At 39.4% G+C, this 24,652-nt stretch carries 28 protein-coding genes, 1 rRNA gene and 1 pseudogene; 20 read left to right on the forward strand and 10 right to left on the reverse strand.

What is annotated here, in order from left to right:
* Window positions 1-219: 219 nt before the first annotated feature.
* Window positions 220-334 (forward strand): 5S ribosomal RNA (gene rrf, locus I6F44_RS12585).
* Between the two features lie 376 nt (window positions 335-710).
* On the opposite strand, the pseudogene I6F44_RS12590 reads toward rrf, so the two are convergent.
* A pseudogene (locus I6F44_RS12590) lies at window positions 711-1,001 on the reverse strand (DapH/DapD/GlmU-related protein); the annotation flags it as partial.
* A gap of 189 nt (window positions 1,002-1,190) precedes the next feature.
* Here I6F44_RS12590 and I6F44_RS12595 point away from each other — a divergent pair.
* Window positions 1,191-1,784, forward strand: coding sequence for a hypothetical protein (locus tag I6F44_RS12595; RefSeq protein WP_197173891.1), 594 nt, complete (start codon window positions 1,191-1,193; stop codon window positions 1,782-1,784).
* A gap of 2 nt (window positions 1,785-1,786) precedes the next feature.
* On the opposite strand, the gene I6F44_RS12600 is transcribed toward I6F44_RS12595, so the two are convergent.
* Window positions 1,787-2,167 (reverse strand): hypothetical protein, encoded by a 381-nt coding sequence (locus I6F44_RS12600; protein ID WP_024591701.1) that lies wholly within the window; start codon window positions 2,165-2,167, stop codon window positions 1,787-1,789.
* Between the two features lie 99 nt (window positions 2,168-2,266).
* Between I6F44_RS12600 and I6F44_RS12605 the strand changes: the two genes are divergently transcribed.
* Window positions 2,267-2,707: a tellurite resistance TerB family protein gene (locus I6F44_RS12605; protein ID WP_101216100.1), complete on the forward strand. Its 441-nt coding sequence runs from the start codon at window positions 2,267-2,269 to the stop codon at window positions 2,705-2,707.
* Window positions 2,708-2,728: 21 nt separating this feature from the next.
* On the opposite strand, the gene I6F44_RS12610 is transcribed toward I6F44_RS12605, so the two are convergent.
* Entirely contained in the window at window positions 2,729-3,295 is a 567-nt protein-coding gene (locus I6F44_RS12610) for an NADPH-dependent FMN reductase (RefSeq protein WP_007584922.1), read from the reverse strand.
* Window positions 3,296-3,414: 119 nt separating this feature from the next.
* Here I6F44_RS12610 and I6F44_RS12615 point away from each other — a divergent pair, with 119 nt between their 5' ends.
* Window positions 3,415-4,314 (forward strand): LysR family transcriptional regulator, encoded by a 900-nt coding sequence (locus I6F44_RS12615; RefSeq protein WP_024591698.1) that lies wholly within the window; start codon window positions 3,415-3,417, stop codon window positions 4,312-4,314.
* Window positions 4,315-4,346: 32 nt separating this feature from the next.
* Here the strand turns inward: I6F44_RS12615 and norR are convergent, their stop codons facing one another.
* Entirely contained in the window at window positions 4,347-5,903 is a 1,557-nt protein-coding gene (gene norR / locus I6F44_RS12620; RefSeq protein ID WP_197173892.1) for a nitric oxide reductase transcriptional regulator NorR, read from the reverse strand.
* A gap of 160 nt (window positions 5,904-6,063) precedes the next feature.
* Between norR and I6F44_RS12625 the strand changes: the two genes are divergently transcribed.
* Genes I6F44_RS12625 through hmpA form a run of 3 tightly spaced genes read left to right on the forward strand, consistent with a single transcriptional unit; the run spans window position 6,064 to window position 8,767 of the window.
* Window positions 6,064-6,315, forward strand: coding sequence for a hypothetical protein (locus I6F44_RS12625; protein WP_197173893.1), 252 nt, complete (start codon window positions 6,064-6,066; stop codon window positions 6,313-6,315).
* Window positions 6,316-6,332: 17 nt separating this feature from the next.
* Entirely contained in the window at window positions 6,333-7,565 is a 1,233-nt protein-coding gene (locus I6F44_RS12630) for an NnrS family protein (RefSeq protein ID WP_010555391.1), read from the forward strand.
* 20 nt (window positions 7,566-7,585) lie between these two features.
* Entirely contained in the window at window positions 7,586-8,767 is a 1,182-nt protein-coding gene (hmpA, locus tag I6F44_RS12635; RefSeq protein WP_101163180.1) for an NO-inducible flavohemoprotein, read from the forward strand.
* A gap of 80 nt (window positions 8,768-8,847) precedes the next feature.
* On the opposite strand, the gene I6F44_RS12640 is transcribed toward hmpA, so the two are convergent.
* The 3 genes from I6F44_RS12640 to I6F44_RS12650 all read right to left on the reverse strand — a co-directional run bounded on the left by I6F44_RS12640 (window position 8,848) and on the right by I6F44_RS12650 (window position 11,591).
* Window positions 8,848-9,219: a hypothetical protein gene (locus I6F44_RS12640; RefSeq protein ID WP_002959634.1), complete on the reverse strand. Its 372-nt coding sequence runs from the start codon at window positions 9,217-9,219 to the stop codon at window positions 8,848-8,850.
* Entirely contained in the window at window positions 9,219-10,838 is a 1,620-nt protein-coding gene (locus I6F44_RS12645) for a S41 family peptidase (RefSeq protein WP_101163181.1), read from the reverse strand. The genes I6F44_RS12640 and I6F44_RS12645 overlap by 1 nt, the downstream gene beginning before the upstream one ends.
* Window positions 10,839-10,937: 99 nt before the next feature.
* Window positions 10,938-11,591: an endonuclease gene (locus I6F44_RS12650; protein ID WP_029751433.1), complete on the reverse strand. Its 654-nt coding sequence runs from the start codon at window positions 11,589-11,591 to the stop codon at window positions 10,938-10,940.
* A 231-nt stretch (window positions 11,592-11,822) separates the two neighbouring features.
* Between I6F44_RS12650 and I6F44_RS12655 the strand changes: the two genes are divergently transcribed.
* Together I6F44_RS12655 and I6F44_RS12660 are read left to right on the forward strand one after the other, a co-directional pair.
* A complete protein-coding gene (locus I6F44_RS12655; protein WP_007584935.1) occupies window positions 11,823-12,791 on the forward strand; it encodes a DnaJ C-terminal domain-containing protein in 969 nt (322 codons plus the stop codon).
* Window positions 12,791-13,111, forward strand: a complete 321-nt coding sequence (locus tag I6F44_RS12660; protein ID WP_007584937.1) for a chaperone modulator CbpM — start codon at window positions 12,791-12,793, stop codon at window positions 13,109-13,111. The genes I6F44_RS12655 and I6F44_RS12660 overlap by 1 nt, the downstream gene beginning before the upstream one ends.
* A gap of 75 nt (window positions 13,112-13,186) precedes the next feature.
* Here I6F44_RS12660 and I6F44_RS12665 read toward each other — a convergent pair whose 3' ends face one another.
* On the reverse strand, window positions 13,187-13,912 hold the full coding sequence (locus tag I6F44_RS12665) for a hypothetical protein (protein ID WP_165722799.1): 726 nt from the start codon (window positions 13,910-13,912) through the stop codon (window positions 13,187-13,189).
* A gap of 313 nt (window positions 13,913-14,225) precedes the next feature.
* Here I6F44_RS12665 and I6F44_RS12670 point away from each other — a divergent pair, with 313 nt between their 5' ends.
* Window positions 14,226-14,606 carry a hypothetical protein gene (locus tag I6F44_RS12670; protein ID WP_008138697.1) on the forward strand — a complete coding sequence of 127 codons (381 nt, stop codon included), beginning with the start codon at window positions 14,226-14,228 and terminating at the stop codon, window positions 14,604-14,606.
* Here I6F44_RS12670 and I6F44_RS12675 read toward each other — a convergent pair whose 3' ends face one another.
* A complete protein-coding gene (locus I6F44_RS12675) occupies window positions 14,607-15,047 on the reverse strand; it encodes a PaaI family thioesterase (RefSeq protein ID WP_007584940.1) in 441 nt (146 codons plus the stop codon).
* 167 nt (window positions 15,048-15,214) lie between these two features.
* Between I6F44_RS12675 and lexA the strand changes: the two genes are divergently transcribed.
* The 5 genes from lexA to I6F44_RS12700 all read left to right on the forward strand — a co-directional run bounded on the left by lexA (window position 15,215) and on the right by I6F44_RS12700 (window position 20,491).
* The gene (gene lexA, locus I6F44_RS12680; protein ID WP_007584941.1) at window positions 15,215-15,832 is read left to right on the forward strand and encodes a transcriptional repressor LexA; all 618 of its coding nucleotides are present in this window, start codon (window positions 15,215-15,217) and stop codon (window positions 15,830-15,832) included.
* 483 nt (window positions 15,833-16,315) lie between these two features.
* Window positions 16,316-17,458, forward strand: a complete 1,143-nt coding sequence (coxB, locus tag I6F44_RS12685) for a cytochrome c oxidase subunit II (RefSeq protein ID WP_024591690.1) — start codon at window positions 16,316-16,318, stop codon at window positions 17,456-17,458.
* Window positions 17,458-19,050, forward strand: coding sequence for a cytochrome c oxidase subunit I (gene ctaD / locus I6F44_RS12690; RefSeq protein ID WP_007584944.1), 1,593 nt, complete (start codon window positions 17,458-17,460; stop codon window positions 19,048-19,050). The genes coxB and ctaD overlap by 1 nt, the downstream gene beginning before the upstream one ends.
* Window positions 19,050-19,580 carry a cytochrome c oxidase assembly protein gene (locus I6F44_RS12695; RefSeq protein ID WP_002959612.1) on the forward strand — a complete coding sequence of 177 codons (531 nt, stop codon included), beginning with the start codon at window positions 19,050-19,052 and terminating at the stop codon, window positions 19,578-19,580. The genes ctaD and I6F44_RS12695 overlap by 1 nt, the downstream gene beginning before the upstream one ends.
* A 35-nt stretch (window positions 19,581-19,615) precedes the next feature.
* On the forward strand, window positions 19,616-20,491 hold the full coding sequence (locus tag I6F44_RS12700) for a cytochrome c oxidase subunit 3 (RefSeq protein ID WP_024594298.1): 876 nt from the start codon (window positions 19,616-19,618) through the stop codon (window positions 20,489-20,491).
* Here the strand turns inward: I6F44_RS12700 and I6F44_RS19730 are convergent.
* Window positions 20,394-20,702, reverse strand: coding sequence for a DUF2909 family protein (locus I6F44_RS19730; RefSeq protein ID WP_076916441.1), 309 nt, complete (start codon window positions 20,700-20,702; stop codon window positions 20,394-20,396). The genes I6F44_RS12700 and I6F44_RS19730 overlap by 98 nt on opposite strands.
* 14 nt (window positions 20,703-20,716) lie before the next feature.
* On the opposite strand from I6F44_RS19730, the gene I6F44_RS12710 reads away from it, so the two are divergent.
* The 5 genes from I6F44_RS12710 to I6F44_RS12730 are packed head-to-tail and all read left to right on the forward strand — an operon-like array spanning window position 20,717 to window position 24,515.
* Window positions 20,717-21,457: an SURF1 family protein gene (locus tag I6F44_RS12710; protein ID WP_197173894.1), complete on the forward strand. Its 741-nt coding sequence runs from the start codon at window positions 20,717-20,719 to the stop codon at window positions 21,455-21,457.
* On the forward strand, window positions 21,447-21,941 hold the full coding sequence (locus I6F44_RS12715) for a hypothetical protein (protein ID WP_007584950.1): 495 nt from the start codon (window positions 21,447-21,449) through the stop codon (window positions 21,939-21,941). Before I6F44_RS12710 ends, I6F44_RS12715 begins: the two co-directional genes overlap by 11 nt.
* A 28-nt stretch (window positions 21,942-21,969) precedes the next feature.
* Complete coding sequence (locus I6F44_RS12720; protein ID WP_197173895.1) at window positions 21,970-22,959, forward strand: COX15/CtaA family protein; 990 nt, start codon at window positions 21,970-21,972, stop codon at window positions 22,957-22,959.
* A gap of 12 nt (window positions 22,960-22,971) precedes the next feature.
* Window positions 22,972-23,901 (forward strand): heme o synthase, encoded by a 930-nt coding sequence (gene cyoE / locus I6F44_RS12725; RefSeq protein ID WP_002959598.1) that lies wholly within the window; start codon window positions 22,972-22,974, stop codon window positions 23,899-23,901.
* Window positions 23,898-24,515 carry an SCO family protein gene (locus tag I6F44_RS12730; protein ID WP_197173896.1) on the forward strand — a complete coding sequence of 206 codons (618 nt, stop codon included), beginning with the start codon at window positions 23,898-23,900 and terminating at the stop codon, window positions 24,513-24,515. Before cyoE ends, I6F44_RS12730 begins: the two co-directional genes overlap by 4 nt.
* Window positions 24,516-24,652: the final 137 nt, after the last annotated feature.

The following is a 24,652-nucleotide window of genomic DNA, read 5'->3' on the forward strand; positions in this document are numbered from 1 at the left end:
TAGGCAAGATGTGGAAGTGGTGTGAGCCATTAAGCTAACTTGTACTAATTACCCGTGAGGCTTAACCATACAACGCCAAACGCGTTTTATGTGATAGTGAAACAAGCGAAGAAGTTAATATAACTAAAGTAGATATTACTTAGAAAGACTTAAAAAATATTATCAGATATTTTCCAAATTCAGTTAGTGCGTAGCGATACGAATTAACGCCCAAATTTGCTTGGTGACAATAGCGTTTTGGACCCACCTGATCCCATGCCGAACTCAGTAGTGAAACGAAACAGCGCCGATGATAGTGTAGCATTTGCTATGTGAAAGTAGGACATTACCAGGCTTCAAATTGTAGAAAGCCCGAATCTAACGATTCGGGCTTTTTNACACACCCACATCAACACCTAGCACGTAGGGCGAGCGTAGCGACTCCCGACGTTAAAATCACAACAAAACCCCTCAATATCTCAGTCGGCCAATAAAGTAGCATTTGCTACGTGACTTTCTACCGCTGTGGGCACTATGACATTACACAAGCTTCACATTGTAGAAAGCCCGGATCTAACGATTCGAGCTTTTTTATGCTTGTAGAAAAAGTGATTCAGGTATTCCTCTATAGCGGAGCGTCTCTTAGTGAATAATTCACTTAATTTAACGAGTTAAAGTGCTCGCTGATGCGAGCGTAGCGACTCCCGACGCTAAAATCACATCGAGAATAGCTACAGTGTTCTTATTTCACGAGCTGGGTTACCTGCTACTACAGTATTAGGCATTACATTTTTAGTAACCACAGCACCCGCACCCACAATACTATTTTCACCAATGCTTACACCCGCTAAAATAATTACACCTGCGCCAACCCATATGTTATTGCCTAACGCGATAGGCGCTGCAAAGTTTTCCTTATTAAGCTTTTTTGCTGGATTAGTAGCATGTGACACAGCTAAAAGCTGAACGTTCGGGCCTATTAAGCAGTCATCACCCATGGTGATTAAGTAATTGGCCAGTGGCTAGTTGAGGTGTAATTAATATTTATAAAAGTAGGATTGTTAATGAAGGCTGAGATATTTAGTCGTTAATCGCTATTTAGAAGTTTTACCTAGTTGTCTTGTTCTAAATTTTATATAGATACTTCTAATAAAGTACTTAAGAAAACTGTACTATTACAGGTGTTTTAAAATAACTATAACGAGAAACATATGAAATTATTAACTGCAGCAACTTTAATAGTTGCTTCATCGACAGCTTTTGCACGCCCTGCACCGTTAGTGTCTATTCCTACTCATGATGCCTTTTTTAATAGTATTGCAGCGCATTGCGGTAAAGCTTTTGAAGGTGAAGTAGCGGTAGATAACGCGAAAGGGCCAAGCTCATTTACAGATAAAAAGCTGGTTATGCATGTACGTAAATGTAGCGAGGCTGAGTTACAAGTACCGTTTCATGTAGGAGACGATGCATCACGTACGTGGATCATAACGAAAACGGGTAGTGGCTTGAGTTTAAAGCACGATCATCGTCATAAAGATGGAACAGACGACGCATCAACTATGTATGGTGGCCATACGCTTGATGCAGGGTTTGCGCAAATGCAGTCGTTTCCAGCAGACCAATACTCTAAAGAGTTATTCGTAAAACAAGGCATTGCACAGTCTGTAGGTAATACATGGCAAATGTATATTTACTCAGAAGTATTTACTTATCGATTAATTCGCCAAGGACGTGAGTTTAAGGTGGATTTTGATTTAACTAAACCGATTACTCCACCATCAGCACCTTGGGGTTATAAAGACTAAGGTTACTTACCCTTGTTTGTATCTTCTTTAGTTTCGCATTGTAGTAAAACACTTAAATCTGGTTGGTAAGCACGTGGTTTTGTTGGAAAGCGCTCGTACTCTTGCACGCCTTCAAGTATTTTCAACATAAAGGTATTGCCGCGGCATAGACGGTCAGCATGGCGTAATAAAAATACACTTTGATTGGTAAAGTGTTTGTAATCGTCTGACTGGATTTCTATTTTATAGTTGTCTTCGCCAATTTTTGTTTGGTAGTAATGCACTTTGTTGTCAAAGTCGTAGAGCTTCTCTGTTTCGGCTTTTTCAGCAAGTGCAGTATTTGCACTTGAAAGGGCCACCAGTGTAGCGCCTATAAATAAGCGTGGTGCGTTTATTCCTTTCATAAAATATATCCTTTAATTTGCGAACTTTATACCCATTAATAAAAGTAATAAGGTCGATTTCTTTACGTATTAGTCTAACACCCAAAAAGGGAAAGTGTGATGTTCAAACAAATAAAACAACTTTTTGCTGTATTCGATGAACAGCAGCCAAGTATGCAAGAGCACGATTTAAAAACAGCTGTTGCTGCATTATTAATTGAAGTTATGCGTGCAGATACCAAGCTTGAACATGATGAACAACGAACCCTGACTGTAACCTTAAAAAAGTATTTTAATTTAACAGATATTGAGGTTAATGAGCTTACTAATAACGCGGAAAGTAGCTTAGATGATTCGATAGATTACTTTCAGTTTTCAAAACAGATTAATGAGCATTGCAGCGCGGCGCAGCGAATAGAAATAATAGAATTATTATGGCGCTTAGCGTATGCCGATGGAGAAATAGATCCCCAAGAAGACTACGTAATACGTAAAGTAGCAGGGCTTTTATATGTAACGCATACCGATTTTATCGCCGCAAAACTCGCGGCGACAAAGTAATTAGTTATTTAGGCGTGCAAGTTATCTTAACTTACTTGCAACGCTTACTAACTGATGAGCAAGCGCCGATACTCGCTCTGCAGTAACAGGTTCATTAATTTGCCCATTTTCATCAAACAATGTGTGTACAGCGGGTACTGCAAGTTGATCGGCAAGCACTAACGATCCAATACCACTTAATATATCACGTACATGATTTAAACCGCGTAACCCACCAAGTCCACCTGGTGATGCTGAAAACAGCGCCACTACTTTATTACGAAAAGCAGGAACAGCACCTTGCTCTGTGCGCGATGCCCAATCAATCGCATTTTTAAGTGCTGCAGTTATAGAGCCGTTGTACTCTGGGCTTGCTAGTAAAATACCGTCAGCTGCACGTAGCTTGTCTTTTAAAAGCTGTACATCGCTTGGTGTACCTTGCGCTTCAATATCTTCGTTAAATAGTGGGATGTTTAATTCGTTTAGTTTTATTACTTCTACTTCAGCACCTGTTTGTAGAGCAAAACGTGCTGCCTCATTAATAATTTTTTGATTAAAGCTTTCTTGTCGAAGACTTCCTGCTAGGGCGATAATTTTTGGTGCTGACATGCTAGTGACCTTTTAGTGTTTAAACTTACAACGCTAATGTAGCAAAATTTTACTTGTAGAAAACCCCAATAAACGCAACACTTATGTGCGTAAATGCACATAAGTATAAGGTAAACAGCATGGCGATAAAATTTGAAGATTGGCAAGACGTTAAAGTAGCGTTTGAAGTAGCACGATTAGGCACGTTAACGGCGGCAGCAGAAGAGCTTAATGTGCACCACAGCACAGTACTTAGGCGAATTAATAATCTTGAAAAAAACTTAAATGCACGCCTTTTTCATCGCCATGCCCGTGGTTACAAGGTTACTGAAATTGGCACCAAGTTATTTGCAACAGCACAAACTATCCATAGCTCCTTAGAGCAGTTACATAACGATATAGCAGCAGCCGATAGCACCCTTAGAGGGAGTTTATTACTAACGACGGTAAGTGGTTTTATGGATGTACTTGGTGATGTATGTGAGCAATTTCAGGCGCTACATCCACAAGTGCAGTTAGAAGTTATTTTAGAACAAAAAAGATTAAGGCTCGATCACGGACAAGCACATATTGCAGTGCGTGCAGGCCCAAGACCTGATGAGGGCGATTATATTGCTCAGCATTTGGCGCAGCTTTCATCGGGTTTATACGCTAATAAACGTTACATTAATAAATACGGCATGCCTAGATTATTAAGTGATTTACAACAACATAATTTTGTATCGGGTGTGGCGGGTTTTAATGCCCGCGTGCCTTATTTTGCATGGGCTGATGAAAATATTCCTGCATCGCAAATTAAGCTGCGAGTATCTGAAACCGCAGAAGCGACTCGTGCAATAATTAAAGGGCTTGGCATTGGCGGATTACAGCATGACGTAGCGGCGCAATATTCTGATTTAGTACCTATATTACACAGTGAGTTAAGCTGGCCTACCGATGTGTGGTTAGTCACGCATCACTTAGTGCATCGCACTGCTAAAGTACAAGCTTTTGCAGGGTTGTTAAAAACACACTTTAGTAAGTTAGCTGCTAATCAATAGTTTTAGCAGCATTTTAGCTGTGTTTTAAATGATTATAGTGTTTTTTTTACTTCTATGCCTAGGCGTTTAGCCAAGCGTACTAAGTTAGCTCTATCTAATTCAAGTACTCTTGCTGCTGCTGACCAGTTGTAGTTATGCTTCTTTAATTGCTCGGTAATTACGTTGTATTGCAACGATTCTACAGCTTGCTTTAAAGGTTGGTTGATTAAGGTGTTGGTTGTACTTTGACTTGCTACTAGAGAGTTTTGCGGCGCACTCGGGGTTAAATCACAGTGCTCGCTTGTAATGGTTATTATTGGATTTTGCCATTGGCTTTGTTTTGCTTTTAGGGCGCTGCGACTAATAACATGTTCAAGCTCGCGAACGTTACCTGGCCAGTTGTACTGATTAAGCAGTACTTGCGCTTCAGGGCTTAGTTTTAATTGTTTTATCCCTAATTTACGGGCTGTTTGCTCAATAAAATAACCAGCTAAGAGTGTTATGTCGTGCTCGCGTTTACTAAGTGGTGGCACAGTAATAGGGTAGACACTGAGGCGATGGTATAAATCGGCTCTAAAGCGACCTTGAGCTACTTCTTCTTTTAAATTTCTGTTGGTTGCGGCAACGACGCGTACATCTACGTACTTTGGTGTGTCTTCTCCTACCGTTTGTATTTCGCCGCTTTGTAGCACTCGTAATAATTTACTTTGCATGGCAAGGGGCAGTTCGCCAATTTCATCTAAAAATAACGTGCCGCCATCAGCTAATTGAAATTTACCTTGGCGCGAATTTTGTGCGCCTGTAAAAGCCCCTTTCGCATGACCAAAAAATTCACTTTCAGCAAGATTTTCAGGAAGCGATGCACAATTTAAGTGAATAAGCGGTTGATCTTTGCGAGCTGAATTTAAGTGAATATTACGCGCAACAAGTTCTTTCCCTACCCCTGTTTCACCTAATATAAGCACGCTAAAATTAGATGCTGCAACGAGTTTAATTTCGTTTTTAAGTGTTTGCATTAGCGGACTTTGACCAATAATTTCACCGCCGTCCCGTGTTAACGCTTCACGATTTAGTTCTTGCACTAATGCACTTGAGTGCTGTGCATGCTGTTTGTAATGGGCAAGCTCTAAAGCTGTTTTAAAGTGCGCACTACACAGCGTTTGTAAGGTATTGAGTGTATCAGCGCTTATGCTGTTAAATGCATTGGCGTTAAGGCTATCAAACGTAAGTACGCCAAGTAGCGCGTTTTTATCATAAAGAGGTAAGCCTAAACATGCATGTACCGGTATGTCGCCGGTTTTAGCTAATAGTAATCCGTCGTATGGATCGGGTAGTGGGCAGTCGTGCGCAAATTGTAGCGCGAGTGTGCTTTTGCAAATAGCTTCTAGGCGAGGGTGCTCTGCTATTTTAAATCGTCTGCCACGGCTGTCGGGCATTAACCCTTTAATTGCCAGTGGTTTTAATTGCTCGCCCTGAAGCACTAATAACGCACTTGCATCACTTGGAATAACCCGCTCAACCGTTGCTAGTAATTGATCAAAGCTATGCTCGTGTAGTGTACTTTGAGCAAGCTCTAGAGCAACTTGTGTAAGGTTGAATTGCTGGTTCACGTCAAAATGACCTATTTGTGTTTTTGTGAGTTAATTTATAGTAGGTCATAAAGACTCATACTGTAAAGTGGTTTAATTTAACTTATTGAATTTAATTAATTAAATTTGTTGGCACAGTATGTGTAATAGCTAAGTAACGTAGTTAGTTACAGAGATCGCCATGAACACACTAATGCTGAATAATTTAAATAATCAAACACAGTTTAGTTCACTATACGAAACAGTATTATTTGCTGCCAATACTGCATTAGCTGTGAGTTTAGTGTGTACTACGGCAAGTATTTTAATTAGCTACCCGTTTGCTGAGTACTTTTCTATTGCGGTGCAAGTATCAGCTCATATTGGCACTATTGTTATTGCTGCTATTTTAAAAGTAAGTTACGTGCTGCGCTGTGTTGCACAACATGGTTGAGGGCAGGAGGTACGATAATGCGCCCTATAAACTTAACTGAGCCAATGCCAGCACGCGTTGCTATTCATCAAGTATCTCAATGGCCATTATGGATGCTCGCTTTTAGACCTTTCTTTTTAGGCGGTGGCTTATTGGCATTTTTGTCGGTGGGGTATTGGCTACTTATTTTAACAGGCCATGCAAGTTGGCACTCATCGATACCTGCGACATTATGGCACGCGCACGAAATGCTGTTTGGCTTTGCAGGAGTTGTAGCTGTTGGCTTTTTACTTACCGCTGCACAAACATGGACAGGCGTACCGAGCATAAGTGGGAAAGCCCTTATGTGGCTTACGTTTATATGGCTTGCAGCGCGCTTAGCCTTTTTTGTGATATTGCCTGATATTGCTCATTTTAATTTATATGCTGCACTTACATTACAAGTTATTTGGTGGCTAGGCGCCATAGCAGTACTGGCTAATATGTTATTAAAAGCCAATAGCAAAAGTAACTATCCGTTTTTAGCTATTTTAGCTGTGCTTTGTGGGCTCAATGTATTGTATTTAATACTTGTTTTAAAACAAAACATGCAGCTTGCACTTGGTGTGGTTGATACCGCAGTACTGGTAATTACTTTACTAGTTGGCATTGTTGCGGGTCGCGTTCTACCATTTTTTACCGCTAAAGGTCTAGGTTTAACCGCACAAGTTCGCACTCCTAAAATAGATAAAGCGGTGATGTATTTATCTATTTTGGCTATCACTTTATTTTTCATCAACAAGTTGTTTTTGAACACGATTAATCCTGCGTTAGTTGTTGCAACTGTTGCTGCGCTTCACCTGGTCAGGGCTGGTTTTTGGTGGGATAGCAAGGTATTGAGAGTGCCGTTGTTATGGTCTTTACATTTTTCCTACTTAGCGTTAGGCGTAGGGTTAATGATGGTTGCATTTAGCTTTTATAGCAGTGCAATACAATTTAAAGATGCGCTGCACTTAATCACTATTGGCACAATAGGTATGATGATTTTAGCAATGATGACGCGTGTATCACATGGTCATACAGGGCGTACACTCGCTATTCCTCATTACATGGCTGTTGCTTTTGCGTTTTTGCTTGTGGCCGCTATTACTCGTTCATTACTCCCTTTTATTATTGGGCCTCACCTTGCTTGGCAAATAAGTGCTTTGCTGTGGTTAGTGGCTTTTTCATTATTTTTAATTCACTGCACACCTATATTAACGCGGCGTCGTGTTGATGGGCGTCGTGGTTAGTTCATCCATAGGAAACACATATGTTATCTGATAAAACCATTGAGATTGTAAAAAGCACAGTTCCGTTATTAGCAGAGGCGGGTACGGTTGTTACCGATCATTTTTATAAGCGTTTATTTAGCCATAATCCTGAGCTTAAAAATATTTTTAATATGGCGAATCAAGATACAGGTCGTCAGCAATTTGCACTTTTTAATGCATTGGCTGCGTATGCACAAAATATTGATAATTTAGCCGTATTAAAAGAAGCGCTAACACGTATTAATCATAAGCATACAAGCTTGAATATTTTACCTGAGCATTACCCTATTGTAGGTGCACACTTAATTGGTACGCTTAAAGAGCTTCTTCCTGAGCAATTTACTCCCGATGTTGAATACGCTTGGCGCGAAGCTTACGGCGTACTTGCTGATATTTGTATAACCGAAGAAGCTGCTTTGTATGAGCACAGTAAAAATAAACACGGTGGTTGGGCGGGAACTCGCCAATTTGAAATAACCAACAAACAGGCTGAATCAGAACTAGTAACGAGTTTTACACTTACGCCAGTTGATGGCGAAGCTGTTATTACACATAAACCAGGGCAGTATTTAGGTATTAAAGTTAAGCCAGAGGGCGCTGAATATGAAGAAATTCGCCAGTATTCTATTTCACAAAAAAGTAACGCTAAAAACTACCGTATTAGTGTTAAAAAAGAGCTACAGCCAAAGCCTGGCATGGTGTCTAATTATTTACACTCATTAGAGCAAGGCACTATTGTTGAGCTATACCCGCCGGCAGGAGACTTCTTTTTACGTAATAATACAAGTCCAGCGGTACTCATTTCAGCAGGTGTTGGGCAAACGCCAATGCTGGCTATGCTTGAAACGTTATTAAGTGACAACTCTAATCAAGAGATTATGTATTTACATGCCTGCGAAAATACTCAGCAGCATTCGTTTTCAAAATATTTAAATGAGTTAAATGCAGTTTATAACCGCTTACAAACAATGACGTGGTTTAACCAAGCGACAGAGGGCGCTGACTTTACTGGGTTAATGAACCTAAACGCAGTACAAGCACAGCTACCATTGAGTAATGGTGACTTTTACTTATGTGGTCCTGCCGGTTTTATGGCATTTATAAAAAACCAGTTACTTGAGTTAGGTGTTAAAAACGAGCAGATTCATTATGAAGTGTTTGGTCCGCATCAAGACTTGTAATAACGCTTTAAAATAGAAAAAGGCGCGCAGCGATATGCTGCGCGCCTTTTTTATTAATTTATAAACATTAATAAAGTGCCTTATAACTCTTTACAGGTAACACCTTCAAGTACTGTAGTAAGCTCTTTTTTAGGATAGTAAAGCTCGCATTGGTTATTACGTAGTTGCAAAATAAACTTCTCAGATTTTATATTATGCGCGCCCATAATTACTCTGCCATCAGACCCTTTACTCATTGCATGATCAATTAGCAGTTCGCTACGTTTAGTAAATACCGAATCGGCAAGTGTTACTAATGTGCCTCCCTTAGCTTGTTGAATTGCCTGTTGTAGTGTTGTAATAACGCTGGGATTAACGCTCGTTAATATAGCGGGTTTAGCAGGCTCACTATCTACACTTTGGCATCCGCCTAAAGCGAGCAAGGTGGCTAATGGGAGTAATAATTTAGCCATTACCTTTCCTCACCCAGCGTTGGCCAAGTTAAGTCCATATTACGCTGGGTAAATTGTACCGGCATATTTAAAGGAATGAGAGATTCACGAGAGCTTGAAAAATTAGCTGGTTCTGCTTTTGCAGCAGCCGTTCTAACTGGACAACTGCCATTTTCAACATGAAATAATGCGGTGGCTAAAACGGCCTCGTCACTGTCGCCTAACTGATGATCAAAGTCGTCCTCAATTTCACAACCTTGAACATCAGCATCAAATTGTGGAGTAGGGGTTGGTGTAAACCCCGCAGCGTATTCGCCAAATCCTTTGCTATTTACGCCACTAAACTGAATAGTGTAATAGGTTGTTGCGCAGTTATGAGTTGGGGTAAAGCCATAGGGCTTACCGCAGGTTGTGTCGCCAATTAAAATAACTTCTGCGTCTATACCTTTTAAACCATTAATAAAAGCTTCTGATGCCGAACAGGTGCCTGATGTGCTTAATACATAAACCTTTGATAGGTTTAAATCAGGTAGGTTTTCACCTGTGCTAAAAAAAGTAGAGTAATCTATTTCTTCATCAATAAATGGGAAGGGCGAATCAACGGGTTGTTTATCGTTTTGTTGAGTTTGATAATAAAAGCGGTTGTTAACGTTGGCATTACCGGCAACCATATAAGCTAATTGTGCCGACAGTGCTAATAAACCACCACCGTTATATCTAAAGTCGATTACAAGCTCATCAATACCATCGGTTTTAAACTTATTTACCGCATCAATAAGCCCTTCTTGGGCAATGCTTATATGGCTATTAAATTGCATGTAACCCACGCTTGAACCATTTGCGGTTGTAATCGTTTTAACATTTTGAACAGGTGTTTGTTCAATATTACCAGCGGTTACATTAAATGTTTTTTCGGCGCCATCGTTACTGCGTACAACAATAGTATGTGAGTCGCCGTTAGTAGGACTAAATAAACCTTCGTTAAGCGTATCTACACCCGACTCTGTATTGGTATTAATGCTAACACCGTCAACTGAAAGTACGGTATCACCACGTTGAAAGCCTATTTGGCTTGCAGGCGAATCATCTTCAAGATAAGCAACGCGTAAAATACGATCGGCTGTATCGCCAATAAACGCCCAATTTATACCGTAACCAGAAGTAACGCCCGATTGCGCTTCTTGAAAGTAATCTTCAGTAGGTTCTGAAAAATGAAAGTTATCTTTTTTTGCACCTGAGTCGGTAAGCTGCTCTGTTTTTAATTGGGCAAAATAATCGGCTACTGTGGCAAAGCTTTCAGGGTCGTTATCGGCAATCTCATCATACCAAAGGTATGTTTCGTCGCTCCAAGAGCGAAGCCAAAGCTTTTCATAAAGGGCAGAACCCGCTTGATCTGGGTAGGGGTTGTTGTTATTAAAGGGATCGTTACCCGTACGAGGGATTTCGCAAAAGTTTTTTAAATCGTTAGAGGGCTCAAATACCGCCGCTGTCCATGTTGGGCTGCTACTAACAGGTGTTGTAACTATAGGCGTGGTAACTACAGGAGCAGAGTCGATACCGCCTCCGCCGCCACAACCTGTTAAAGCAAAGCCCGAAAGTGCTGCAAAAATGGCAAGCGAGGTTTTATTATTTTTAAACATAGTTAAGGACTTTCTGTAAATAAGTTGTTTAAAATATTACAACACTCGCTCGTTTATTCAACATTTATAACTTTGATTTATGTAAATGAGTGTTAAAGCTTAGAGCTTGCTCGCACTACTTGTATCTGCAAATGCTTGCTTTTTCCACGCATTAAATAACTTTTGCTGTTTATCAGAGATTTTTAAACCGTATGTTTTCTGCATGTAAGCGTAAGTGTCGGCTATACGTTTACGTGCATAGACAGGCGGTTCAACTACACGTTGCTTAAAGTTTACTTTTACTTCGCAGCGACCATACTGTGTGGCGTTTTCGCTAAGCATGCCAAAACGATAATTAGAGCGATCGGCATTAATTTCGCCAATAGCTGGCGCTAAGTTATTTATATCAGCTTCCATTTTTCTAAATTTAGCACTTACTTTACGGCAGTTTTTACGTCCGCCATCTTGCCAACATTGTAGCTGATGACCAAATTCCCACGCCGGAACAATATGTTCCCACTCAATGCGTAGTGCTCGCACATTTACTTTGCCTGAGCGGGTAAGTGTATTTCGAGGAATGTAACCACAGTTAGAAGGATCAGGAATGAGTTTTTTGCCTTCTTTTTTAATATCACAACCGCAGTAAATACTTTTGGCGTTGTCAGGGAGGGTTTTAATTAAATGTCTTTTAGCCGTTGAAAAACGGGTAAATTGTTCGGCAGATACCGAAAAACACACACAGCAAGCCAGTAAGGCCAGAATAAATCGAGTCATATCCATCACAAATGTGAACTACAGGAACAGGCAGTTTAAAGCCTTGAAGATAAAAGATAAAGTTAACTTAAGGCCTGCACTTATATTACTAAAAAGTGTCCGATTAATTTTTTATTCAAAGTTATTTTCACTATTCATTTATTTCTTACTATTTATCGTATTTTAACCACACAAGATTATACGTTAAGGAGTATGCTTAAAGCTTACTCAATATGGGGATTTGGATTGCAAATGAAATTTGTTGATTATTATGCAGTGCTCGGAATATCGCCTGATGCAGACGATAAAGCGGTTAAAGTAGCTTATAAAAAATTAGCCAGAAAATATCACCCAGATGTAAGCAAAGAGCCTCAAGCAGAAGATAAGTTTAAAGAAATAGCAGAAGCTTACGAAGTCATTCATAACAAAGAAGAACGCACTAAATACGACGAGTTACGTCGTCATCAACAAAATCGTGCTCGTCAACAGCAAGGTAATTATGGTGGTAACAATGCCTCATCGCAAAGTAATTATCAGCAAAGCGATCCTCAAACCGATCAAGAGTTTTCTGATTTTGTTAATTCAATGTTTGGCGGCGCCGGTGGATTCAATCGTTCCGGGCAGAGCAGAAGTAACGCCGCTCGCGCGCAAAAAGGACAAGATGTGGAAATAGAGTTCCCGATTTTTCTTGAAGAGACTTTAGTTGATACCGTTAAGCCTGTTGAGTTTATGTTACCGCAGCGAGATAGTAGTGGTCGTGTCTCTGAAATTAAAAAATCACTTAAAGTGAAAATTCCCGCAGGTTCAGTAAATGGCGAACGAATTCGACTAAAAGGGCAAGGCGGATTAGGGTCAGCGAACGGGCAAAATGGCGATTTGTACTTACAAATTAGTTTAGTGCCCCACCCATTATTTGATGTTGAAGGTCATAACCTAAATATAGTCGTCCCTCTTGCACCATGGGAAGCGGCTCTTGGTACAAAAATAAATTTACCTACGTTGGCAGGCAAAATCCAATTAACTATTCCATCTAATAGTCAGTCTGGTCAACGCTTGCGTATTAAAGGTAAGGGATTAATGAGTAAAAAAGCCAAAGGTGATTTATTTGCTGTGCTTAAAATTGTTAATCCAACATCTGTTGATGATACCAGTAAAAAACTTTGGGAAGAATTAGCCGAAAAAGCTCACTTTGATCCCCGTAATAACTGGAGCAAGCCATAATGCAAATTATCGTGACACAAAAAGATGATTTACTTACTAGCAAAGAGCTATGTTTGAGTAGTGATATTAGCGAAGCAATTTTATATGAGCTAGTTGAGCACAATATTGCGGTTCCAATTGAGGGGAAGCATGTTACGCAGTGGCAATTTACGGTATCTGCAGTGACCTTAGTTAAAAAAGCGGCCCGTATTCAACATGACTTTTCGTTAGATTGGTCGGCAATAGCTTTAGTTTTACAATTGCTGGATGAGCGTGATGAGTTGATTTTCGAAAACGAAATGTTAAAGCGACATTTGAGTCGATTTAAACACTTGGAATAAAATCTGCCCTTGGGTACTTCCTAGGGCTTATTTAGTCTTTGGTGAGAGTGCGCTAGTTCTTAAAAACCAATATGACTACTTTGATTTATTCTTACTTTTAATTCGGATAAATCGTTTTAGTCGTATGTTTTGCATAAGTAGTAATATTCCACTTAGGCAAAAAAGTACGCTGGTTGCTGCAAAACTAATAAGCAGCGGATTATTAAAATCCTCTCGCTCATCGTAATCCATAATATGTAACATCCAAAAAAAGTCGAAAATTCGCCATAGTGTGCTGCGAACGGTGACAACTCTGCCGTTATTTTCTGACAAGTACAGTGTTGTGTTAAATGTGTCGTCAAATTGTACCTGCCAAACATTGGTTTTATATCCAACTTCTCGCATACCTTGCTTTAGCAGTACAGCGCTTGTCACTTGAGCATCAATAAGTAAGTGTGCTTTAGCATTTGCGGTAATTTGTATTTTAGTTGGCGGCTCAAAAGGCCGGCCTGTTATACCGTTAAAGCTTTGCTGTTCATCTTTATTTATTACTGTAATTATAGGTGTGGTTAAAAAGTTCTCAAAAATTATTTGTGTTGGATTAACCACCTGAGATGCAATATCGTCAAGGGAGGCAACATAATCAGCCTGCGTAAATGGGTTATTAAGAGTACGTGTTGCAAGATGCTCCCCATGAACTTTATCAAGAGGGATAGCGCTCATGACTAAACCACCTAATAGCCAAGCTAAAATTTGTAATGCGAGCAAATAACCGAGCCATTTATGTAACTTGCGAGCATACTTAAATATTTTTTTATTCATGTTTTAGTCTTATTATTTTTAGAGGCTAGTTTATTACATTAATGGGATTAGTTACTGCGACATTTTGTCGCAGTTTAAACTATAGCTTACTGTAATCATTTAAAAATAAAAAAGATTACACTTAAATTGCTAACATGACTTATTTGTTTAATTGAGCTGAGTGTTTGATATCCAGCTAGCTTTAAACGCTAAAAAATACTTAAAAGCTGCGAAATATCTATATAAAGTGGTTAATAGAGCATAGTTGATTTGGTATAACGGTAAAACTGCGTTAAAGTTTGCAATGAAATTATTAGAGGATAAATACGAAACGATGTCGGAAATTCAATTTTTAAATGTAGATCTTGAGCTTGAATCAAAGCAAGATATTAGTTTGCTAGTGGCAGACTTGAAAAAAGTCGCGACGATTTTACATTATGACAAAGACGAATACCGTCAATTAGCGCGTATTGAAGCAACAGGTGTAGTAAACACGCCTGACAAAGCAATAAACCATATATGTGAGCTTATTGAATCGTGTTCGCGTAACGCGCTAAAACAATGGTTAAGCTGTTCACGTAGAACGTTTGATATTGGTTTTGAATCAGGCACTTCACCTAAGTGCTTTAATCAAGCCTTAGATGCAGATACATTACTACGTATATCTGCGATTGGTGCGGGTATGGAAATTACAATTTACCCAATCGAAAAGTAACTATCTTCGCTCTACGACTGCTGCGGTCATTTTTGATACGCAGCACAGCTCATTGCGGCTATTTGTAATTTTTATTTCCCACACTGAACTACGTTTGCCAATATGAAACGCTCTTGCCGTTGCTGTTAAAGTGCCGTTGCGAGATGCTTTTAAATGACTTGCGCTAATTTCCTGCCCCACGCAGTAAAATTTTGTAAAATCGACAACAAAGTTAGCTGCATAGCTGGCAACTGTTTCGGCAAGTACAACGTTAGCACCGCCGTGAACCATTCCCATTGGATTATGATGCTCAGGAATTGCCGGCATAGTGGCTACTAAGTAATCATCACCAATTTCAGTGACTTCTATTCCCATGGTTTTCATTAATGTTCCTTGGCCATCAATGCCTTGTTCTAACTGCTTGCACAGCTCTAAAGTGATGGGCTGGTACCAAATACTCATAATGACTCCTTTGCTTTTTTAATCATTTATAAATCTAGCTTTAGTTATATCCCTAAAATGTACACAAGTGAAATTACTTTGGCTATTTTAAGGCTTAATTTAAATTTGCGATTTTTATTTAACTGTATATACTCACAGTTAAATGTACTGTATGGAAAACCAGTTGTATGCGACCATTAACGAACCGCCAAGCTCAAATACTCGAACTAATTAAAGTTTTTATTAAAGACACTGGTATGCCTCCTACACGTGCTGAAATAGCGCAAACATTAGGTTTTAAAAGTGCCAATGCTGCTGAAGAACATTTAAAAGCACTTGCTAAAAAAGGCGCAATTAAAATGAAACCAGGTGCAAGCCGTGGTATTCAGTTAATTGAAGAAGAAGAGCCAGAACAATTAGGTTTACCGCTTATAGGGCGTGTTGCTGCTGGTTCACCTATTTTGGCGCAAGAGCACGTTGAAAGTCACTGCAAAATCGATCCATTAATGTTTAAACCGGCTGCAGATTTTTTACTACGCGTTAACGGTATGAGCATGAAAGATATTGGTATTATGGATGGTGATTTACTTGCTGTACATCGTACTCAAACCGCTGAAAACGGGCAAGTTGTTGTTGCCCGCCTAGATGAAGACGTAACTGTAAAACGTCTTGAGAAAGCGGGTCGTAAAGTATTACTTCATGCTGAAAACGACGATTTTGAATCTATTGAAGTAGATCTTGAGAATGAGTCTTTTAATATTGAAGGCTTAGCCGTTGGCGTTATAAGAAACGCTGATTGGATGTGACTTTAAAAATAGCTTTTAAACAAGCAGTTTTATAAATGCGTACTAATTAGTACGCATTTTTTGTTTTAAATTCGCACTAAAAATAGGGCATAAATAGCTCACTGACAATTTAAGCTGTAAATTTTTTTGCACTTATATTTTCCCCCTTCGAATGCGTTAAACCCCTTTGTTTTGCTCATCTTTTGAACTTCCTGTTACCTAGTTGGTTACTGATTTTTTATTAATTACTCAATATCACCTGATTGTTTTTTATACTAAAACTTGCTTGTTGTTCATTTTTTAGCTAATTATTAATGTGCTGAGCTAATAATAACTCACAGCTTTTTAGTTTTGAGAACACACAATATACACAAACACGTTGTTGGCGCAGCAAAACCAATCAATATTAAATGAGATTGACTAAAAAAATAAAAATAACGAATTGGCGTTTAAGCCGTATGCCTCTTCGCTTTGCATTCGCAATAGCATCAAAGGAGCCGTCACATGGGTAAACTGACCTCTACCTTGTGGCTTATATTATGTGTTTTTTCGCACCCAGTTTTGGCTAACAGCCAATACAATATGCGCAAAGGCGTAACCGATATAAGCAATAATGTATATCAGCTGCACATGACCATATTTATAATATGTTGTGTGATTGGGGTGATAGTGTTCGCAATTATGTTTTGGGCACTTATTCATCACCGCAAATCTAAAGGGGCTGTACCTGCCCAATTTCACGAAAGCACTAAAGTAGAAATACTTTGGACTGCAATCCCGTTTGTTATTTTAATTGCTATGGCAGTACCAGCCACTAAAACCCTAATTGCAATGGAAGATGCCAGCAAAGCTGATCTCACTATTAAAATTACAGGCTCGCAATGGAAATGGCATTATGAATATATGGGTGAAGATGTAGAGTTCTACTCTATTTTATCTACCCCGCAAGATGAAATAGCGAATCTTGCAGATAAAAATCCTAACTACTTACTTGAGGTTGATAAACCTCTCGTACTGCCAATAAATCAAAAAGTACGATTTTTAATGACTTCTGACGATGTTATTCACTCTTGGTGGGTACCTGATTTTGCAGTTAAAAAAGATGCGAATCCCGGCTTTATAAACGAAACATGGACGAACATAAACGAAGAAGGTACTTACCGAGGCCAATGTGCTGAGTTGTGTGGTAAAGATCATGGCTTTATGCCTGTTGTGGTGGTCGCTAAATCTGAGGCTGATTTTAAAACATGGCTTGCAGATGCAAAGCAGGCTAAACAAAAAGCAGCATTAGCAGATGCCGCATTACTTGATAAAACCCTCCCAAAAGAAGAATTAATGACTTTAGGCGAACAAGTATATATGGCCAATTGTGCTGCATGTCATCAGCCTACTGGCATGGGGTTACCGGGTGTATTTCCTGCACTTAAAGGCAGCCCTATAGTGCTTGGCGATATAAAAGATCACATTGATGTAGTTATCCATGGGCGACCCGGTACGGCAATGCAAGCATTTGCCAAACAGTTATCTATAAAGCAATTAGCAGCGGTTATTACTTATAAACGTAATGTGTGGGGTAATGATACGGGTGATGTTATTCAACCGAGTCAAATACAGGCAGCACTTGATGCCAAAGTGGAGGCGAACTAATGAGTAGCATAGTAGAACAACCTAACGCCAATGAAGCTCATCATGCTCATCACCCAGCTAAAGGTTTTAAACGCTGGCTTTACACAACTAATCATAAAGATATAGGTAGTTTATATTTAATTTTTTCGCTGACCATGTTCTTAATTGGTGGTGGAATGGCCATGGTGATCAGAGCTGAATTATTTCAACCAGGTTTACAGTTGGTCGACCCTCACTTTTTTAATCAAATGACCACCGTGCATGGTTTAATTATGGTGTTTGGTGCGGTTATGCCGGCCTTTACTGGTCTTGCTAACTGGATGATACCACTCATGATTGGCGCGCCAGATATGGCATTGCCAAGAATGAATAACTGGAGCTTTTGGATTTTACCGTTTGCGTTTTTAATCCTATTGGCATCGTTATTTATGCCTGGTGGGGGTCCTGCATTTGGTTGGACTTTTTATGCACCACTGTCTACAACATACAGTAATGATAATACTGCATTGTTTGTATTTGCCGTACATATTATGGGGATTAGTTCAATAATGGGCGCAATCAATGTGATTGTAACTATAGTGAACTTACGTGCTCCCGGCATGACATGGATGAAGTTGCCCTTATTTGTATGGACGTGGTTAATTACTGCCTTTTTATTAATAGCGGTAATGCCAGTGCTTGCAGGGGCTGTCACTATGGTACTTACCGATAAGTATTTTGCGACCAGCTTTTTTGATGCCGCAGGCGGTGGCGACCCGGTGATGTTCCAACACATTTTTTGGTTTTTTGGCCATCCCGAAGTATACATAATGATTCTTCCTGCCTTTGGCATTATATCTACAATAGTACCTACCTTTTCTCGTAAAAAACTTTTTGGCTATGCCTCAATGGTATACGCCACATCCTCCATAGCACTATTGAGCTTTATTGTATGGGCTCATCATATGTTTACCACTGGGATGCCGGTCGCTGGCGAGTTGTTTTTTATGTACGCGACCATGCTTATATCGGTACCTACAGGAGTAAAAGTATTTAATTGGGTTGCCACAATGTGGAAAGGCTCAATAACTTTTGAAGTGCCAATGCTTTTTAGTATTGCGTTTATTGTGCTGTTTACCTTAGGTGGCTTTTCTGGGTTGATGCTGGCAATTACACCTGCTGACTTTCAGTACCACGATACTTATTTTGTAGTGGCGCATTTTCATTATGTATTAGTAACAGGGGCTGTATTTTCGATAATGGCGGGGGCCTATTACTGGCTGCCCAAGTGGACGGGCAATATGTTTAATATCACGCTAGCTAAATGGCATTTTTGGCTATCGCTGGTGAGTGTGAACGTATTGTTTTTTCCTATGCATTTTGTAGGGCTTGCCGGTATGCCGCGTCGAATTCCCGATTATGCACTTCAATTTGCCGACTTTAACGCAATCATAAGTATTGGTGGATTTGCCTTTGGTTTATCGCAATTGTTGTTTGTAGCTGTGGTAATTAAATGCGCGCGTGGCGGTGATAAAGTGCCTGCAAAAGTATGGGAAGGGGCAGAAGGGCTTGAGTGGGAAGTTGACTCTCCAGCGCCATATCATACTTTTTCTACGCCGCCGGTAATTAAGTAATGACACACGCACCGCTACTCAAACGTTTGGTACTTATTTGCATAGGCATGTTTGCCTTTGCCTTTGCTTTAGTACCTTTGTATGACGTGTTTTGTGATGTAACAGGGCTTAATGGAAAACCTTCGCTTGAGCAGGCAGAGCAAAGTACACAAATAGTACAAAACCGAGAAGTCGGCGTTAGCTTTACTACTCACGCACAAAGTGGTGCACCGTTTGAAGTTAAATCAAAAGAATACAGTGTAGTGGTAAAACCCGGTGCAATGCGTGAAGTAATGTTTAGTGCTAAAAATAACAGCAACCTAGATAAAGTAATGCAGGCTGTACCATCAGTCTCACCAGGTAAAGCGGCAAAGTATTTACACAAAATAGCCTGTTTTTGCTTTGATCAGCAACCTCTAAAAGCAGGGGAAGAACTTGAATTTAAATTACTTTTTTATGTTGATACCGCACTGCCGAGCGATATTGAAGAATTAACTTTATCTTATACCGTATTTGATATTAGTGAACAGCTGGTGGCAAGTAACAACTAGCTTTTTAAACTAGTGTGAAACTAGGAGTAAATAAAATGAATCAAGAATATGAGCATTATTACGTACCTGAGCAAAGCCCATGGCCTATTGTAGGTGCTGTTGCATTGTTTTTTATTGCAGTAGGGGCAGGCTTGACTGTTATGAGTGTAGGTAAAGAAGGTGGTAGCGGGGTTTATCTGCTTTATGCCGGTATTGCTGTACTTGTGTATATGTTGTTTAGCTGGTTTAAAAATGTAATTAATGAATCGGACCAAGGTTTGTACTCAGCACAAATGGATCGCTCTTTTAGACAAGGTATGAGCTGGTTTATTTTTTCTGAAGTTATGTTTTTTATGGCTTTTTTTGGTGCGCTTTTTTATGCACGCGTATTGTCGGTACCTTGGCTTGGAGGCGCAGGCAATAATGCAATGACTAACGAGGTTTTATGGCCAACTTTCGAAGCTGTTTGGCCGCTAGTTTCAACACCTGCTGGTGAAACTACTCAAGCTATGGGCTGGCAAGGCTTACCGCTTATAAATACCTTAATACTGCTTACTTCCTCAGTTACTTTACATTTTGCCCACGTAGCGATGGAAAACAATAAACGCACTCCACTTAAAGTTTTTTTAGGCGCTACTATTTTATTGGGCGTTTGCTTTTTAGGGCTGCAAGTTGAGGAGTACATGCATGCATATAATGACCTTAACCTAACGCTAGATGCGGGCATTTACGGTAATACGTTCTTTTTATTGACTGGTTTTCATGGCATGCATGTAACGTTAGGAACCGTACTTTTATTTGTAATATTTTTACGGATATTAAAAGGGCACTTTACTAAAGATAAGCATTTTGCTTTTCAAGCAGCTGCTTGGTATTGGCACTTTGTTGATGTGGTGTGGCTGTGTTTGTTTGTATTTGTATATGTGCTGTAGCGTTTATTGGCGAATTATTTGCTTTAATAAAACCAAGTTTAAGCGCTGCAATAACAACAACTAAAACAACGACCGAAAACAATACGCGACGACCTAAAAAGTGAGACATAGGTCGTCCCCCAGTTTTCCCTGACACCATAATAAACAATGCTCTAAATAAGTTAAAAAGTATAAATATTAACAACAGTACGATAATAATTTTAATAATCACTGAGTTGACCCTTTATGCAGTTAGTTTTATGGCACAAACAAAAGCTTAGTTCACTAATCACACTTTGTATGGTTGTGGTTGTTGTACTTGTGTGTGTGCGACTAGGATTTTGGCAGTTGGAGCGGGGTGAGCAAAAACAGCAGCAACTAACCGCTATTGCTAAGCAACAGAATCGGGGTGTGATGAGTTGGTCTCAATTACATAACCTGCCTGATAGCTGGAACAAAACAGGTGTATTGGTTGAGTTAAAAGGGCGGTTTGTACAAAACCAATATTGGCTTTTAGATAATCAAGTTTATAACGGACAAGTAGGGTACGACCTACTTGCTTTACTAAAGCCAGCCAGCGAAGAAAAAGTGATTTTAGTTAATTTAGGATGGGTAAAAGCGCCTATATCTAGAGATACACTGCCAAAGGTTACTCTGCCTACAGGTGTTTTTATTCTTAAAGCGCAAATAAAAGAAAATAACCTAAGTAGCTTTACGCTTGAAGATAAAACTACAAATAACGACTTACCTACAAGAATCCAATCTATCGACTTGAATATGCTGAGCACTCAAAGCCAGCAATCATTAATTAATTTTATGGCTTACAGACAAGGTACTGGTGATGAGATTGCAACACCTCATTATGAGGCAGTTGTTATGAGCCCTCAAAAGCATAATGCCTATGCTGTGCAATGGTTTTTAATTGCTATTGCATGTGCTGTTGTGGCTATTTTTGCGAGTAAAAAAAGGACACATAATGAAAAATAACCCCCTTGTGTTGTTTGTGGGCTGCTGCGCTATCCCATTAATTTTGGCATATGGCGCATTAAAGTTTGATTGGTTGCCTACTGCAATTACTAATAATGGCGAGTTTTTAAGCCAAGAAATAAAACTTAAAAATTGGCCGCAAAATAATCCCAAGCAATGGACTATCGCACTTAATTATTCAAACGAATGTAACACCCCATGCAGCGAACAACTCAATGCACTTAATAATTTATATGTGGCACTTGGTAAAAACCAAGGCAAGGTTGATATGGCTGTAATGGGAAGCCCTGACAATAAAAATCTACCATGGAAAATTATTACCGAGCAACAGAGTTTAAATCCTGCAAGTTTGTATTTGATTGATCATATGGGGTTAGTGGTACTTGAATATCCCTTTAAGGTCGAGCCACAAGAAAACCGTTTAGTACAAAAAGGGTTATTAAAAGATCTAAAAAAATTACTTAACTATTCTCGTTCTAGCTAACTAAGTTGAGCTTAAGTTGGAGTATCTGATGTATAAAAATTATAAAAACTTAGTATTAATAACAGGATTACTCGCTTTGATTGTAGTTGCTTTAGGTGCGTACACCCGCTTAAGTGATGCAGGTTTAGGGTGCCCCGATTGGCCTGGTTGTTATGGTTTTTTAACGGTACCTAAGCATGAGGCTGACATAGCCTTAGCAACTCAAAGCTACCCCGATATGATGTTCGAAACCGCAAAAGCGTGGAAAGAAATGATTCATCGCTACTTTGCAGGTGCTTTAGGCGTACTTATTTTAGGTTTATTTGTGTTGGCTTTTTTAAAACGCCAATATCCAACTACGCCAGTTAAATTGCCTTTGGCTTTACTTCTACTAGTGGTGTTTCAGGCTGCCCTTGGTATGTGGACAGTAACCATGAACCTTCAGCCGCTTATTGTAATGGGCCACTTATTAGGTGGCTTTAGTATTTTGTCACTTATAACGCTTTTATATTTACGGCTAACCGCAAAACCTATTATGGGTGGCGATAGCGGCGCAAAACGCTATTTCGGTTTAAGTTTAGTAGCGCTCAGTGTATTAATTATCCAAATTGCACTTGGTGGTTGGCTGGCTGCAAATTACGCCGCTCCACATTGTAGTGGTTTGCCATTGTGTAATTACGCACAACCGTTTTCATTGAGTAGCGTATTTCAATTACCACTTGAGCACAGTAATTATGAGTTTGGTGTGTTATCGCAGCAAGCGCGTATGTCTATTCATTTATTACATCGCATTTGGGCACTCGTTACTTGCATTGTTCTGGCGTTAATTATGTGGAAAATATACAGCCAAGCGTACTCTAAAAAAATTAAAAATTGCGTTGTGAGTGTATTACTTGTTCTGCTTTGCCAAATTAGCTTAGGGCTTATTTTAGTACATTGGCATATTCCGTTGGGAGTTGCACTGGCGCATAACTTGATGGCAGCCATACTGTTATTAAGCATGGTTAGGTTGTGTTATTACCTAAAATCACGCACATAAAGGGGAAATATGATGGCACTTATAATTGATAAAAAAATACTGCTACCCGTTAATACTCAATCGCTAATTTCGCGTACTCATAGTTTGCTGCAAGACTACTTAGCAATTAGTAAATTTAAAGTGGTAGCCATGCTGGTGCTAACAGCTTGGGTTGGTTTAGCGCTGGCTCCTGATGTAGGGCGCGGTATGGTCGTACAGTTTATTAGCTTGTTAGGTATAGGGCTACTTTCTGCTGCTGCAGCGGTTATTAATCATGTGGTTGATAGCGAGATAGACTCAAAAATGGCGCGGACTCGTCATCGCCCTGTGGCTAAAGGGCGTTTAAGTAAAACACATGCGCTTAGTTTTGCAGCTGTTATTGGGGTTGCTGGTTTTATTATGCTGATGGTGTGGGCCAATACCTTAACCGCTATATTAACGTTATTTGCATTGGTAGGTTATGCATTTGTTTATACATCATTTTTAAAGCGTGCAACGCCGCAAAATATTGTTATAGGTGGGTTGGCTGGCGCAATGCCTCCATTATTAGGTTGGGTGTCAGAAACAAACCAAATGGCAGCAGCCCCTTGGTTACTCGTAATGATAATATTTACCTGGACCCCACCACACTTTTGGGCGCTGGCTATAGCGCGAAAAAGTGATTATGAACGCGCTAAAATCCCTATGTTACCAGTAACCCATGGTATCGATTTTTGTAAAACCTGCGTTGTTGCTTACTCTGTTTTACTCGCTGTTGTTTGCGTATTACCTTATTTAATCGGTATGTCTGGATTAATCTATTTGATAGGTGCATGTGTATTAAATGCCGTGTTTATATATAAGGCGGTCAATTTAAAAATTGCTGGAAATGATGAGACTGCAATGGACTTATTTCGTTTTTCGATTATTCATTTAATGGTACTCTTTGTAATCTTATTTATAGATAAATGGCTCCCTTTATGAAGCAGTTATGGCTTGGATTAATTGTTATTTTAGTTTTGTTTTTATCAGCATGTTCAAATGAAAATAGTCCACCAGATGTAGATGCATTAGTTTACGAAAATGCAAAGCCACTGTCTGATTTTACGCTAAACGATCAGCGCGGCGAATTAGTGACTAAGCAACAATTTTTAGGACAGTGGAATTTAGTATTTTTAGGCTACACAAGCTGCCCAGATATTTGTCCATTAACACTTGCTAAGTTAAATGCTGTTTATAAAAACTTACAAGCAGATTATCCGCTACAAGTTTGGTTTTTATCGGTTGATCCAAAACGCGATACACCAGCTAAACGAAAGCAATATATAGATTACTTTAACCCAGACTTTTTAGCTGTGTCGGGAGAGCATAAACACCTTTTTCCTGTTGTTCGTGAGCTTGGTTTAATTTACGCCATTAGCGATAGTAGTGAATCAGAATATGCTGTTGATCATAGTGCCTCGGTCGCTATGGTTGATCAAAATGGAGCCGTTAGAGCTATTTTTAAACCAGAATTTAAACAAGGTAGTGTGCCATTAATTAATGCGACGACTTTAACCGAAGAGTTTAAAAAAATAGCTGATTACTATAAAAACTAGTTTTTTACTTTTTACCAATTTTAAAGGAGCTTTAGGCTCCTTTTTTTGTATTTTAACGACAGGTTAAATTTAATTAAGCATTTTATGGCAATTTTAATAACTAGGGCTAAGCTTTTGTTATGAATTGAATTGACAGG

This window comes from Pseudoalteromonas sp. NZS11_1, from assembly GCF_015864275.1.
GTDB classification, from domain to species: Bacteria; Pseudomonadota; Gammaproteobacteria; order Enterobacterales; family Alteromonadaceae; genus Pseudoalteromonas; species Pseudoalteromonas arctica.

Coding starts and splice junctions, on each gene's coding strand:
- I6F44_RS12595 (WP_197173891.1), top strand. CDS start 1,191: ATGAAATTATTAACTGCAGCAACTTTAATAGTTGCTTCATCGACAGCT.
- I6F44_RS12615 (WP_024591698.1), top strand. CDS start 3,415: ATGGCGATAAAATTTGAAGATTGGCAAGACGTTAAAGTAGCGTTTGAA.
- I6F44_RS12600 (WP_024591701.1), bottom strand. CDS start 2,167: ATGAAAGGAATAAACGCACCACGCTTATTTATAGGCGCTACACTGGTG.
- coxB (WP_024591690.1), top strand. CDS start 16,316: ATGGGTAAACTGACCTCTACCTTGTGGCTTATATTATGTGTTTTTTCG.
- I6F44_RS12720 (WP_197173895.1), top strand. CDS start 21,970: ATGTATAAAAATTATAAAAACTTAGTATTAATAACAGGATTACTCGCT.
- I6F44_RS12650 (WP_029751433.1), bottom strand. CDS start 11,591: ATGACTCGATTTATTCTGGCCTTACTGGCTTGCTGTGTGTGTTTTTCG.
- cyoE (WP_002959598.1), top strand. CDS start 22,972: ATGGCACTTATAATTGATAAAAAAATACTGCTACCCGTTAATACTCAA.
- I6F44_RS12695 (WP_002959612.1), top strand. CDS start 19,050: ATGACACACGCACCGCTACTCAAACGTTTGGTACTTATTTGCATAGGC.
- I6F44_RS12710 (WP_197173894.1), top strand. CDS start 20,717: ATGCAGTTAGTTTTATGGCACAAACAAAAGCTTAGTTCACTAATCACA.
- lexA (WP_007584941.1), top strand. CDS start 15,215: ATGCGACCATTAACGAACCGCCAAGCTCAAATACTCGAACTAATTAAA.
- I6F44_RS12645 (WP_101163181.1), bottom strand. CDS start 10,838: ATGTTTAAAAATAATAAAACCTCGCTTGCCATTTTTGCAGCACTTTCG.
- I6F44_RS12665 (WP_165722799.1), bottom strand. CDS start 13,912: ATGAATAAAAAAATATTTAAGTATGCTCGCAAGTTACATAAATGGCTC.
- I6F44_RS12625 (WP_197173893.1), top strand. CDS start 6,064: ATGAACACACTAATGCTGAATAATTTAAATAATCAAACACAGTTTAGT.
- I6F44_RS12730 (WP_197173896.1), top strand. CDS start 23,898: ATGAAGCAGTTATGGCTTGGATTAATTGTTATTTTAGTTTTGTTTTTA.
- I6F44_RS12640 (WP_002959634.1), bottom strand. CDS start 9,219: ATGGCTAAATTATTACTCCCATTAGCCACCTTGCTCGCTTTAGGCGGA.
- I6F44_RS12605 (WP_101216100.1), top strand. CDS start 2,267: ATGTTCAAACAAATAAAACAACTTTTTGCTGTATTCGATGAACAGCAG.
- ctaD (WP_007584944.1), top strand. CDS start 17,458: ATGAGTAGCATAGTAGAACAACCTAACGCCAATGAAGCTCATCATGCT.
- I6F44_RS12610 (WP_007584922.1), bottom strand. CDS start 3,295: ATGTCAGCACCAAAAATTATCGCCCTAGCAGGAAGTCTTCGACAAGAA.
- I6F44_RS12715 (WP_007584950.1), top strand. CDS start 21,447: ATGAAAAATAACCCCCTTGTGTTGTTTGTGGGCTGCTGCGCTATCCCA.
- hmpA (WP_101163180.1), top strand. CDS start 7,586: ATGTTATCTGATAAAACCATTGAGATTGTAAAAAGCACAGTTCCGTTA.
- I6F44_RS12630 (WP_010555391.1), top strand. CDS start 6,333: ATGCGCCCTATAAACTTAACTGAGCCAATGCCAGCACGCGTTGCTATT.
- I6F44_RS12700 (WP_024594298.1), top strand. CDS start 19,616: ATGAATCAAGAATATGAGCATTATTACGTACCTGAGCAAAGCCCATGG.
- I6F44_RS12660 (WP_007584937.1), top strand. CDS start 12,791: ATGCAAATTATCGTGACACAAAAAGATGATTTACTTACTAGCAAAGAG.
- I6F44_RS12675 (WP_007584940.1), bottom strand. CDS start 15,047: ATGAGTATTTGGTACCAGCCCATCACTTTAGAGCTGTGCAAGCAGTTA.
- I6F44_RS12670 (WP_008138697.1), top strand. CDS start 14,226: ATGTCGGAAATTCAATTTTTAAATGTAGATCTTGAGCTTGAATCAAAG.
- I6F44_RS12655 (WP_007584935.1), top strand. CDS start 11,823: ATGAAATTTGTTGATTATTATGCAGTGCTCGGAATATCGCCTGATGCA.